The 11,801-nt window shown below is 61.8% G+C and carries 9 protein-coding genes; 2 read left to right on the forward strand and 7 right to left on the reverse strand.

Going from position 1 to position 11,801, the window contains the following annotated elements:
• Nucleotides 1-466 precede the first annotated feature (466 nt).
• The 5 genes from M0808_RS27780 to M0808_RS27800 all read right to left on the reverse strand — a co-directional run bounded on the left by M0808_RS27780 (nucleotide 467) and on the right by M0808_RS27800 (nucleotide 4,915).
• Entirely contained in the window at nucleotides 467-1,231 is a 765-nt protein-coding gene (locus tag M0808_RS27780) for an ABC transporter permease (RefSeq protein ID WP_247843134.1), read from the reverse strand.
• Nucleotides 1,231-2,430 carry an ABC transporter substrate-binding protein gene (locus tag M0808_RS27785; protein ID WP_247843135.1) on the reverse strand — a complete coding sequence of 400 codons (1,200 nt, stop codon included), beginning with the start codon at nucleotides 2,428-2,430 and terminating at the stop codon, nucleotides 1,231-1,233. Before M0808_RS27785 ends, M0808_RS27780 begins: the two co-directional genes overlap by 1 nt.
• Nucleotides 2,396-3,238, reverse strand: coding sequence for an ABC transporter ATP-binding protein (locus M0808_RS27790; RefSeq protein WP_210559019.1), 843 nt, complete (start codon nucleotides 3,236-3,238; stop codon nucleotides 2,396-2,398). Before M0808_RS27790 ends, M0808_RS27785 begins: the two co-directional genes overlap by 35 nt.
• The gene (locus M0808_RS27795; protein WP_247843136.1) at nucleotides 3,235-4,305 is read right to left on the reverse strand and encodes an acyl-CoA dehydrogenase family protein; all 1,071 of its coding nucleotides are present in this window, start codon (nucleotides 4,303-4,305) and stop codon (nucleotides 3,235-3,237) included. The genes M0808_RS27790 and M0808_RS27795 overlap by 4 nt, the downstream gene beginning before the upstream one ends.
• Before the next feature lie 64 nt (nucleotides 4,306-4,369).
• Nucleotides 4,370-4,915 carry a carboxymuconolactone decarboxylase family protein gene (locus M0808_RS27800; protein WP_247843137.1) on the reverse strand — a complete coding sequence of 182 codons (546 nt, stop codon included), beginning with the start codon at nucleotides 4,913-4,915 and terminating at the stop codon, nucleotides 4,370-4,372.
• Between the two features lie 103 nt (nucleotides 4,916-5,018).
• Here M0808_RS27800 and M0808_RS27805 point away from each other — a divergent pair, with 103 nt between their 5' ends.
• Both M0808_RS27805 and M0808_RS27810 read left to right on the forward strand, forming a co-directional pair.
• On the forward strand, nucleotides 5,019-5,930 hold the full coding sequence (locus tag M0808_RS27805) for an AraC family transcriptional regulator (protein WP_027614170.1): 912 nt from the start codon (nucleotides 5,019-5,021) through the stop codon (nucleotides 5,928-5,930).
• Between the two features lie 879 nt (nucleotides 5,931-6,809).
• Complete coding sequence (locus M0808_RS27810) at nucleotides 6,810-7,271, forward strand: DUF3574 domain-containing protein (protein ID WP_247843138.1); 462 nt, start codon at nucleotides 6,810-6,812, stop codon at nucleotides 7,269-7,271.
• Here the strand turns inward: M0808_RS27810 and M0808_RS27815 are convergent.
• Nucleotides 7,268-8,632, reverse strand: a complete 1,365-nt coding sequence (locus M0808_RS27815; RefSeq protein WP_247843139.1) for an APC family permease — start codon at nucleotides 8,630-8,632, stop codon at nucleotides 7,268-7,270. The genes M0808_RS27810 and M0808_RS27815 overlap by 4 nt on opposite strands.
• Before the next feature lie 41 nt (nucleotides 8,633-8,673).
• Complete coding sequence (locus M0808_RS27820; RefSeq protein WP_247843140.1) at nucleotides 8,674-11,061, reverse strand: TonB-dependent receptor; 2,388 nt, start codon at nucleotides 11,059-11,061, stop codon at nucleotides 8,674-8,676.
• Between the last annotated feature and the right edge of the window lie 740 nt (nucleotides 11,062-11,801).

Here is an 11,801-nt window from a genome sequence, read left to right on the forward strand (position 1 = left end):
AACACAGAATGCATGCCTGCCATTGATCCGTTGTGGGGGCGGGCTTGCTCGCGAAGACGCCGGCACAGGCAAAACCTCCGGCGACTGACACTCCGCTTTCGCGAGCAAGCTCGCTCCCACAGGGGCTCTGCGCTGAACACGGAATGCATGCCTGCCATTGATCCGTTGTGGGTGCGGGCTTGCTCGCGAAGACGCCGGCACAGGCAAAATCTCCGACAACCGAAACACCACTTTCGCGAGCAAGCCCGCTCCCACATGGGCTCTGCGCTAAACACAGAATGCATGCCTGCCATTGATCCATTGTGGGAGCGGGCTTGCTCGCGAAGACGCCGGCACAGGCAAAATCTCCGACAACCGACACTCCGCCTTCGCGAGCAGGCTCGCTCCCACAAGGGGTTCTGCGCTAAAAACAGAATGCATGCTTGTCATTAATCCAACGTGGGAGCGGGCTTGCTCGCGAAAGGCCTCACGCCGGCGCCCAGCGCCGATGCAGCCAGCGCGCGAACGCATCCAGGGCAAAGCCCAGTACGCCGATCAGCAGTACCATCGCCATCAGTTCCGAATACGCCAGTCGATCACGCGTATCGAGGATGAAGTAGCCCAACCCGGCGCTGACGCCGAGCATCTCGCACGGCACCAGCACGATCCACAAAATGCCGATCGACAGCCGCACCCCGGTCAGCACATGGCCGAGCACGCCGGGCAGGATCACTTTGCGCAGGGTTTCCCAGCGGGTGGCGCTGAGGCTGCGGCTGAGTTGCAGCCAGCGCGGGTCGAGCTGGCGCACGCCGGCCACGGTGTTGAGCAGGATCGGCCACACCGCAGCGAAGGTCAGCAGGAAGTAGATCGGCTGATCGCCAACGCCCAGCAGCATCACCACCACCGGCATCCACGACAGCGGCGAGATCATCCGCAGAAACTGAAACGCCGGCGTGGTCGCCGCTTCCAGATGTCGGTAACTGCCGATCATCAAGCCCAGCGGCACGCCGATCAACAGCGCCAGCAGCAGACCGACCAGAATCCGCTTCAGGCTGACCAGCACATGCTCGTACAGCTCCGGGCGCAGCAGCAGTTCGCCAAGGCTGGCCAGGGTTGCCTCGGGTGAAAAGCGCAGCGCCAGGCTGTCGTTGCCGCCGAACACGTGTACGCCCAGCCACCACAGCAGCAACAGGCACAACAGCCCCGCCACACCCAACAAACCATGAACGGTCGAAGAAGATCGCTGACGCATCAGAGGCTGAACTCCTCGCTGCGATCAAAGCTTTCCGGTAATCCGAATGCCTTCATCCCGCCGACTGTAGCAATGGCATTACGCACGAAGCGATCGTCTACCAGATCCCGGGCGGTTTGCTGCGGATCGAGGTTGGCAAGGAAACCCTTGTCGCCCTCGATCAGCGTGTCCTTCAGACGCTTGACCAGCTCTTCGGTGTAGCTGGGGAACGGGTACGGCTGAAAGTCGATGCGCTGCTCGTCCCACTGGCTGTGCTGGATCGCGCCGCTGGCCAGGTATTGCTCGCGGTCGCTGGTGGCCGGTGACAGCACCCGGTCGAGCACCGGTTGCGCGTGCGGGGTGTAGCGATTGGCGCCGTCCTTGGACAGTAGTTTCGCCGCCTCGGCGCGGTTGTCGCGGGTCCAGACCTGCGCCTTGACGATCGCGTTGACCACTTTCTGCGACCACTCGGGACGGTTGTTCAGATCCTGCTCATGCATGAACACCACGCAGCAGGCGTGATTGCGCCAGACGTCGCCGGTAAAGCGCTGTACCCGACCGACCTTGAGTTCCTCGGCCAGGGCGTTGAACGGCTCGGCGACGATGTAGCCGGCGATGCGTTTGCTCGCCAGGGCTGGCGGCATGTCCGACGGCGGCAGCACCAGCAGATTGACTTCGTTCGGCGCCAGCGCGGCGCTCGCCGACTTGCTCACCGGCACCAGTCCGTGGTCGCGGAACAGTTGCTGCACCACCACGTTATGAATCGAGTACCAGAACGGAATCGCCACCGATTGCCCACCGAGTTGCTTGACCTCGGTGATGCCCGGCGCCACGGTCAGACCCGAGCCGCCGACGTGGTTCCACGCCACGACCTTGGCCGGCACCTTGCTGCCGTAGCGCGCCCACACGGTCATCGGCGACAGCAGGTGAATCACGTTGACCTGTCCGGAAATGAACGCCTCGATCACCTGCGCCCAACTGCGCAGCAGCACCGGGCGTTCAGCCTGAATACCTTCGGCCTCGAACAGGCCATTGTTGTGTGCGACCAGCAACGGCGTGGCGTCGGTGATCGGCAGATAACCGATGCGCACTGGCGCGTTCGGCTCGGCAGCGGCGCGCGCGCTGAGGCTGTTGAGCAGCGGCAACGCACCGCCGGCAGTCAGCAACGCGCTGAGTTTGAGGAAGTCACGACGTGTGTGAGTGAAGTCGTCCAGGCACATGGTCAATCTCCGACGTAGCGGGCACAGGTTGAGTGAGGGGGTTGCGGCTTGCCCGCCGAAGGGTTTTGAGGATGTCGATGCGCAGCGCGCCCAGTTCCTCAACCAGCTCGGCACGCGGCTGAGGCAGGTCGATGCGCCACTCGCCGAGGATGTGCGCCGGGCTGTTACCCAGTAGCAGAATCCGCTCGGAAAGCAGCAGGGCTTCATCGATGTCGTGGGTGATCAACACGGCTGCGGTGTGGTGCTCGGCGATCAATTGCAGGAGCAACTGCTGCATGTCGGCGCGGGTGATTTCATCCAGCGCGCCGAACGGTTCATCGAGCAACAGCACCTGCGGCTGCCGCGCCAGACAGCGGGCCAACGCGGTGCGTTGGGCCATGCCGCCGGACAACTGCATCGGGTGCTGCAACCGCGCATGTTCGAGGCCGACCGCAGCAATGGCGTGGTCGATCCGCGCCTTGCGCTGCTCGGCCGTGAGATGCGGCTGGCGGGCGAAGTCGAGACCGAAGGCGACGTTCTTTTCCAAAGTCAGCCACGGCAGCAGGCTCGGGTCCTGAAACGCCACCGCCACTCGTGGATGCGCACCGGTCAGCGGCTCGCCAAGCAGGCTCACCCGACCCTGTTGCGGTGCCTGCAAACCCGCCAGCACTCGCAGCAGACTGGATTTGCCGACACCGCTGGGGCCGAGAATCGTCACCACTTCGCCGGGTTGCAATTGCAGGTCGAAGTGCTCCAGCACGGTGTGCCAGCCCTGCTCTCGCGGGTAGCCGAGGCTGATGCCCTGCGCCTCCAGCACCGGCGCCGTCATGCCGTCGCTTCCCGTTTCTGCCGCTGCAATTCGGCGCGCAATTGCACCAGGCTCGGAGTGACGATCGGCACGAACGCCGACTCGCGCCAGCGCCGGGCGAAACCGCTGCCGTGCTCGGTCAGATAAGCCTTGCCGCCGCTGGATTGCAGTTCCAGTTGCACGGCGTTGGCAGCGGATTCGGCCAGCGCGATGCGGATCTGGAACAAGGCGCCCGGCTGGGTCAGGAAACGTCCGTCGTGCAGGCCTTGCTTGAGCGCATCGACGCTCTGCGCCAGTTGCTCGCGTTGTTCCTGCAACGGCTCCAGCAGAATCGAACGGCCGTCCTGCAAATGTCCTTCGACCTCGGCCAGCGCCCGTCGCGCCAGACCAATCGCCATGCCGCACTGCAAGCCGAGAAATGCCGGGCGCACCGCTGGCAGAAACTTGCGCGCATCTTCATGCAGCAGCCATTCGCGTCCGACCGCCACTTGCGCGAAATCGATCGCAGCCGTGTTGCTCGATTGCAGCCCCATCAGTTGCAGATCGGCGGAACGTTGTACGCCGGCAGCGTCATCGGCGATCGCCAGCACGAACGGCGAACCACCCTCCTCGTGCTCGATCGCCGCCGCCACCACGAAACCACTTTGGCGCAGATTGGTCACCCAATGCAGGCGCCCGTTCAGGGTCCAGCCGTCTGCGGTGTGGGCGGCACGCACTTGCAGGGCCTCGATGCCCGACAGGTATTTCATCGCGTTAGACAAACCGGTGGCGCCGGCCAGTTCGCCGCTGAGCAACGCCGGCAGCAGTTTTTCCCTCAGCGCAGTGTTGGGGCTGTGCAGCAGGTATTCGATAAAGGCCCGTTGGCCCCAGAACACAAACGCCGCCGCCAATGAATGGCTGGCGACGGCAGCCAGGGTTTCCACAGCATCACTGACGTGACCACCGCTGCCGCCCAGCGCCGGGCTGATGCCGACCCGTAGCACCCCGGCCTGCGCCAGTTGCGTCAGCACCTGTTGTGGATCGCCGTCGCCCGCATCCAGGGCCTGGGCGTTGTGTTCCAGCCATTGCATCAATGCCGGATTGAGCATGTCGTTTCTCTCCTTGTACGCAGCCGCATCAACCATAGACGATGCGGCCTGAAGCGTTGGCCGATTACGCGCGATACGGCGCCAGCTCGGGGTTGAGCGGTGTGTCGGCGAACACGTTGGCGAAGTTGCACAGGGTCGCCAGGCTGATGCCGAGGATCACTTCCAGCGCATTGCCTTCGGTGTAGCCGGCAGCCTTGAACTGGTTGAAGGTCTGGTCGCTGACCTTGCCCCGGGTGGCAATCACTTCGCGGGCAAACGCGGCCAGGGTTTCCAGTTTTTCCACGGGGACAGTGGCTTTTTCACGCAGCGCACTGACGACTTCCGGCGGCAGTTTTGCCTTATTCAGCGCGACGGCGGTATGACCTGCGACACAGAAATCGCAACCATGGTTGGTCGCCGCAATCAGTTGCACCACTTCGCGCTCGGCGAGGCTGAGTTCGGACTTGCCATTGAGCGCCGATACCGTAACGTAGGTTTCCAGCGCGGCCGGGGCATTGGCCAGCACGGCCAGCAGGTTCGGAATGAATCCGGAGTTTTTCTGCGCATTTTCCAGAAACGGTTTGGCGGCTTCGGGAGCGCTTTGCACGGTGTGAAGAGTGACGCGCGACATGGAGTGGACTCCTGCTGTTGAGTGTCCGGCCAGTCTGTTGGTTATAAAAATTTCGATCCATATTCTAAAGTAGCGATTACTTGCTCCTGAGTGTTTCCATTAGATGATTTCGTCCAGCCCCCTGGTTGATTGGTTATTAGAAAGCCTCGAACTCGATGCGAGCCTGTTTCACATCGGCCGCTATTGCGGTGGCTGGCATGCAAGTACGCACGGACTGGCGCGCGCCAGTTTTCACTTGATCGTGCAGGGGCGTTGCTGGCTGCACATTGACGGGCAGGAGCAGCCAATTCCGCTGAACACCGGAGATGCGGTGTTTCTGCTGCGCGATCTGAACTACCGCCTCTCCAGCGCCGAAGAGCCGGCCCTCGCCCAAACGCTGCCGCGCAGGGCCATGACCGCGCTCGACAGTCAGGCACAGGATGGCGTCGGGCTGGTCTGCGGGTTCTTTCATTTCAAGTCCGGGCTGTCGTCGCTGATCATCGAAGGCCTGCCGGACTGGATCATCCTGCGCGCGGGCGACCCTTCTTCGAGCGCGGCGCGAGCCTTGTTCGAGTTGATCCTGCAAGAGTGCGAACGCCTGCCGGCGCCCTCCTCGGCGCTGCTCGAACGCTTGAGTCATCTGCTGTTTTTGTATGTGTTGCGCCAACAGATGGCCGACAACCAGAGCCTCGGCGGCCTCGTGGCTTTGGCGCGCAATCCGCAGTTCGCGCCGTTGCTGGACCAGTTGATCGAACAACCGCAATTGCCGTGGTCGCTGGAGAGCATGGCGGCGAGTATCGGCCTGTCGCGCTCGGCGTTTTTCAAACGTTTCAATGAGCTGGCCGGGCAGTCGCCGGGGCAAGTGCTGCTGGCGTTGCGCATTCGGCATGCCTGCCAGTTGCTACGGGCCAATCACACGGTGGAACAGGTGTGCGCGGCCGTGGGCTATCAGTCGATCGCCGCATTTACACGAGCGTTTGCCAAGTCGGTGGGGGTGCAACCGGGGGCTTATCGCAAGCAGCATGAAGGGCGCTGAGCGACGCGTTAGTACGCCGTCGCTGCTGGAAAGCACCGAGAGAAACTGTGGGAGCGAGCTTGCTCGCGAAAGCGCCGGCACAGGCAAAATCTCCAGCGACTGATACACCGCTTTCGCGGGCAAGCCCGCTCCCACAGTGGATGGTGTCGATCAGCGGAGCTGTGTACACCGCAAAAACCTGGGGAGCTGGTTTGCCAGCGATGGCGCTGGTGCATCCAACATCTTTATTGACTGAACCAGCGCTTTCGCCGGCAAGCCCGCTCCCACAGTGGATGGTGTCGATCAGCGGATCTGTGTACACCGCAAAAACCTGTGGGAGCTGGCTTGCCAGCGATGGCGTTGGTACATCCAACATCTTCGTTGACTGAACCGGCGCTTTCGCGGGCAAGCCCGCTCCCACAGTGGATGGTGTCGATCAGCGGATCTGTGTACACCGCAAAAACCTGTGGGAGCTGGCTTGCCAACGATGGCGTTGGTGCATCCAACATCTTTATTGACTGAACCGGCGCTTTCGCGGGCAAGCCCGCTCCCACAGTGGATGGTGTCGATCAGCGGATCTGTGTACACCGCAAAAACTTGTGGGAGCTGGCTTGCCAGCGATGGCGTTGGTGCATCCAACATCTTTATTGACTGAACCGGCGCTTTCGCGGGCAAGCCCGGCTCCCACAGGGGAGATGTGTGGATCACGGGATTTGTGCACGCCACGAGACCTGTGGGAGCCGGGCTTGCCCGCGAAGGCGGCGGTACATTTGGCATCCTGGCTTGGTTCGTTCCTTATTCCACTAATCAACCACAAAACCATTTTTTAATCTTTTATCGCTATTAACCTCGCCCTCTATAATTGCGCCCCTGTACTCAACTCATAAAAAGGGATGCTTCATGCAAAGACGCCTGTTACTGGCCGCACTGTTCGTCACTGTCGCCGGTTGTGCCAGCTCGCCGCCTGCCGCCGTTCACACCCATGACCCCGCCAGTTCGACCCTGCAAGGTGATGCCACACGTCCAGCGCAGGCGCAGTGGATTCGCACCGAGCTGTACTTCTCGGTGGGCACCGTGGATGGCAAGGAAGGCGCGGTCAGCCCGGCGCGCTGGCGCGCGTTTCTCGACAAGGAAGTGACGTCGCGGTTTCCCGACGGTTTCACCGTGTTCGATGCCTATGGGCAGTGGCGTGATCATGGGGCGAAGGAGCCGGAGCGGCTGAGTACCAAAGTGATCGTGATCCTGCACGAGAACAATCCGCAGAACGCCGGCAACATCGAGGCAATTCGACTGGCGTACAAACGCATTACCGGGGACTTGTCGGTACTGCGTCTGTCGCAACCGGCCGACGTATCGTTCTAATCGCTGATCTGGCCGAGAGCTTGCCGAGGCGTCGACGCCAGGCGGCTCAATCCCGCCAGCAGCAGCGCACCGACCAGCAACACGCCAATCCCCAGAAACGCGCCCCACCCCACCACCGTCACGCTCGAATAGAGCATGTACAGGCACAGTCCGAAAAACACCAGCGGCAACAGCGGGTACAACGGCACCTTCACCGGCCTCGGCACCTCAGGGAAACGCCGGCGCAGGATGATCAACGCCAGGCTGCTGAAGCTCAGAAACAGCCAGTACACCGGGGTCAGGTACTCGACCATGGTGTTGAAGCCGCTCTGGGTGAAACTGCCGAACAGCACCAGCAACAATGCCACCGCGCCCTCCGCCAGCAAGGCCTTGCGCGGCACGCCGTCGCGTTCGTGCCACTCGCCGAAACGACGCAACTGCGGCACATCGCGGGCGGCGGCATAGGTGGTGCGGGCGCCGACCAGCAAGGTCGAGTTGATGGTAGCGATGGCCGCGATGCCGACCATCAGCAGAATCAGCAGCACACCCGGCGCCCCGAATGCACGGTTCAACAGCTCCACCGCCGGTGCATTGCTCGCCGCCAGTCCAGCGAATCCCAGGCCTCGCACAAACGCCCAGTTCAGCGCCAGATAAATCGCCATCAGCAGCGTCAGCGCACCGAGCATGGCGATGAAAATCCCTCGCCGCCCATCGCGCACTTCCGCCGATAATGTGGCCGCATCGCTCCAGCCGCCAAACGCCAGAAACACAAAAATCATCGCCGCCGAAAACCCGGCCATACCGGTGTTTTCCGGCGCAACCGAAACGCTCGCTGGCGCTGCTTCAATGCCCTGCCACGCCAGCCACACCCCGGCGCTGGCGATGCTCAGAAAGCCCAGCGCCAACAAGCCCACCAGCAAGGTCTGAGTGATGAAACCGATGTGCTTGCCGGTCAGATTGAGCAGCACCAACGCGGCGATCAACCCGCCAGCAAACAGCCCCAAGCCGTATCGACCGAGCGGCACCACGGCATTGACGTAATCGGCAAACATGAACGCCGACAAGGCGATCCAGCCGGTATGCATCACCGAAAAGCGTGACCAGGCGAACAGGAAACCCATGCGCTCGCCATAGGCCGTGCGTAGAAAGTGATAGTCGCCGCCAGGATGTGGAAATGCCGTGGCCATTTCGGCAAAGCACAACGCCCCGGCCATCGACGCCAGGCCGCCGAGCACCCAGACCCAGTAGAACCAGGCAGGCCCGACGTTCAGCGCCACGGTCGGCGCGGTCTTGAGGATGTCGGTGGTGATCACCATGCCCAGCGTGATCAGCAACGCCTGCATTACCGGCAGGTGACGCTTGGGACCGTTGGAGTGATTCATGCAGAGTCCCGCAGAAGATCCGCCGTCCATGGCGGTGCGGCTCAGAAGCCGTAAGTGGCGCTGGCGTAGTAGTAAGCGCCGTTGGTGCCGATCGGCGACAGCACGTCATACGGCAGGTTGCCGCCGTAATTGATCGCCGAGCCGGAGCGCTCCGGGTAGTTGTCGGTGAGGTTGTTGCCGCCCAGGGCGACGCTGAATTTCGGGGTGAATTTGTAGGTCACCTCGGCATCCAGTTGCCACACCGCGCCATAGGTCTGCTCCGGTTGCGAGTCGCCAAAGTCGAACACGCGAGTGGTCTCGCCCTGACGGGTCAGACGCCCGAGCAGGCCCCAGTGTTCGCTGGCCCAGTTGGCGGAAAACACGAAACGATCCTTGGGCGCAGCGTCAGTCAGGGTATTGGTTTCTTCAACGCCGACCAGTGCGTCGTTGCCGATCCCCAGTGCGGTGAGTTGCGACGGCGTGCCTTTGGTGCTGGTGACTTTGGTGTGGTTGTAGGTATACGCGGTGGTCAGGCCCAGTTGCCCTTCGTACAGCGGCTGATGGTAGTTGAGCACCAGTTCGGCACCGTGGGTGCTGGTGTCGGCGGCGTTGGTGAAAAAGTTGACGTCATGCACCCCGGCCACGCCGAAGTTGTCGTTGATGTATTGCTCCATGGCGTCGCTGCCGATGCGCTGCGACAGGGTGATGCGGTCCTTGACGTCGATGCGGAACACATCGAGCGAAGCGTCGAAGCGTTCGTTGAGCTGGAAGGTTAGCCCCAAGCTGAAGTTCTTCGAGGTTTCCGGATCGAGCTTCTCGGCCCCCAGCGCGCGGGCGATCGGGTCGTTGACCGAGAGCACACGAATATCGGTGAGCGTGCCGCCTTCGCCGAAGTTGCTGGTGGTGTTCTGGAAACCGCTCTGCGCCAGCGATGGCGCGCGGAAGTTGTTCGACACCGCACCGCGCAGCGCCCACTGCTCGGTCAGTTTGTAGCGACCACTGAGCTTGCCGGTGAGTTTGCTGCCGGCATCGTCGTAATGTTCCCAACGCGTGGCGGCGTCGACGAAGAAGCGCTCGGTGAGATCGCCCGACAACTCGGCGTAGGTCGCAAACACGTTGCGGTCCAGGTCCGACTCTTCGCTGGGGCGCAGACCGTTGGCGCCGTCAGCGCCGGAGCCGATGTAGGAGGCCTCGTCACCCGCGTAGGTCAGGTAGTTTTCGTAACGGTATTCACCACCCAGCGCCAGCACGAACGAGCGTCCACCGAGGCGCAGCTCGCGGCTGAAATCGAGGTTGGTGGTGGTCTGGCGCAGCTCGTAATCGCCGGTGTCGAATTTCGTCGGCGAGTCCTCGCCGAGGCTCACGTTAAGGGTGCGGCGGGTGGATCCGTCGAAGCGGTTACGGCCGTGGGTAACGCTGCTGTCGAAGTCCCAGTCTTCGCCGATCATGCCTTTGAAACCGGCGGTGGCGGAGACGTCCTTGTTGTCGCCCAGCGACTGCGGCAGGTAGCCGTTGGGATAGAACTGCGGCTGCTCGTAGGGGTAGCGATAGAATTCGGCGCCGGTGGTGTGGCGCTGGTTGTAAGTGCCGAAGCTGTAGGCCTTGCCGCCGGCCAGCGGCAGCTCGCTGTTGAACCACAGGTTGACGTCCCGCGCCAGGCCGTCGCCCATCACGTAGTTGCGCTGGTCCGGGGTATCGGCAAAACCGTCGAAACCGGCGCGGTTGGTCGGGTTGCGATTTTTGTACTCGGTACCGCCGCGAATGAACCCGCCCTCTTCACCCAGACGCGTGCCGATCTTGGCCGTGGTCACGCTGTTCTGGCCGTCGGTGGTGGTTCTGCCGATGGCGTCCTGATGGGTGTGAAACGCGCCGTAGCTGGTGGACACTTCCCCGCCCTCGGGCGCGTCGTCGAGGATGATGTTGATCACCCCGGCAATCGCATCGGAACCGTACTGCGCACCGGCGCCGTCGCGTAACACTTCGATGCGTTTGATCGCGCTGATGGGGATCGAGTTGAAGTCCACCGGCGCCGTGCCGCGACCGATTTTCGCCGAGTCGTTGACCACCGCTGAAGTGTGACGACGCTTGCCGTTGACCAGCACCAGCACCTGATCCGGACTCATGCCGCGCAACTGTGCGGCGCGCACATGGTCAGCGCCACCGGAGTTGGACTGACGCGGCATGCTGAACGATGGCAGCAACGTTTGCAGCGCCTGGCCCAGCTCACCGTCGGCCGCGCCGGTGGACTTGAGGTCGGCGGCAGTCAATATGTCAACCGGCACCGGAGAATCCAGCACCGTGCGAGCAGTGCCACGGGTGCCGGTGACCAGCACGGTACCCAGCCGTGTGTCATCGTCAACGCGGGGGGAAGTGTCTTCGGCTTGCGCCGGAACTTGCCAGATCGCACCGACCACCGCGATGGCCAGTAATGAACGGGAACGCTGATACATGGGACAGCTCCTTTATCGCAGCTAATACCCGGCCGTTGCCGACAATAAAGGGTCGGCAATCAATGCGCGGCAATGTCTGCTGTAGTTGTAGAAATCAGGAAGGCGGTGAAGGCTTTTTAGCGTGATTAGTCAGTGAAGCGCAGGATCCCCAAAGTTAGTTATTTCCCCTTGAACACCGATGCTAGACGGGCCGAAGGCCTGCCGTAAAAGAACCAATAACACTTAGGTTAGATCGGGCCGATTATTTGTTTTTAGAGCAACACAAGTGTTGCTGGACAAACACTTAAAACCTAACTAACACCCACTAATTCAAGATCAGCCAAAGATCTTTTGTAGGAGTGAGCCTGCTCGCGATAGCGGTGTATCAGCCACTGAAGAAGTTGAATGTTCTACCCTCATCGCGAGCAGGCTCGCTCCCACAGTTGTTATTGGAGTGAACTGACTTTTTACTCCCGGCTGAAATCCAGTGTGGGAGCGAGCTTGCTCGCGAAAGCGGTGTATCAGTCAATGCAGATGTTGGCTGCAATGGCCCCTTCGCGAGCAGGCTCGCTCCCACAGTTGTTATTGGAGTGAACTGACTTTTTACTCCCGTCTGAAATCCAGTGTGGGAGCGAGCTTGCTCGCGATAGCGGTGTATCAGCCAATGCAGATGTTGGCTGGAATGGCCCCTTCGCGAGCAAGCTCGCTCCCACAGTTGTTATTGGAGTGAACTGACTTTTTACTCCCGGCTGAAATCCAGA

It is taken from the genome of Pseudomonas sp. MWU12-3103b (genome assembly GCF_023100615.1).
Classification (GTDB): domain Bacteria; phylum Pseudomonadota; class Gammaproteobacteria; order Pseudomonadales; family Pseudomonadaceae; genus Aquipseudomonas; species Aquipseudomonas putida_A.

Coding starts and splice junctions, on each gene's coding strand:
- M0808_RS27780 (WP_247843134.1), bottom strand. CDS start 1,231: ATGCGTCAGCGATCTTCTTCGACCGTTCATGGTTTGTTGGGTGTGGCG.
- M0808_RS27785 (WP_247843135.1), bottom strand. CDS start 2,430: ATGTGCCTGGACGACTTCACTCACACACGTCGTGACTTCCTCAAACTC.
- M0808_RS27790 (WP_210559019.1), bottom strand. CDS start 3,238: ATGACGGCGCCGGTGCTGGAGGCGCAGGGCATCAGCCTCGGCTACCCG.
- M0808_RS27795 (WP_247843136.1), bottom strand. CDS start 4,305: ATGCTCAATCCGGCATTGATGCAATGGCTGGAACACAACGCCCAGGCC.
- M0808_RS27800 (WP_247843137.1), bottom strand. CDS start 4,915: ATGTCGCGCGTCACTCTTCACACCGTGCAAAGCGCTCCCGAAGCCGCC.
- M0808_RS27805 (WP_027614170.1), top strand. CDS start 5,019: ATGATTTCGTCCAGCCCCCTGGTTGATTGGTTATTAGAAAGCCTCGAA.
- M0808_RS27810 (WP_247843138.1), top strand. CDS start 6,810: ATGCAAAGACGCCTGTTACTGGCCGCACTGTTCGTCACTGTCGCCGGT.
- M0808_RS27815 (WP_247843139.1), bottom strand. CDS start 8,632: ATGAATCACTCCAACGGTCCCAAGCGTCACCTGCCGGTAATGCAGGCG.
- M0808_RS27820 (WP_247843140.1), bottom strand. CDS start 11,061: ATGTATCAGCGTTCCCGTTCATTACTGGCCATCGCGGTGGTCGGTGCG.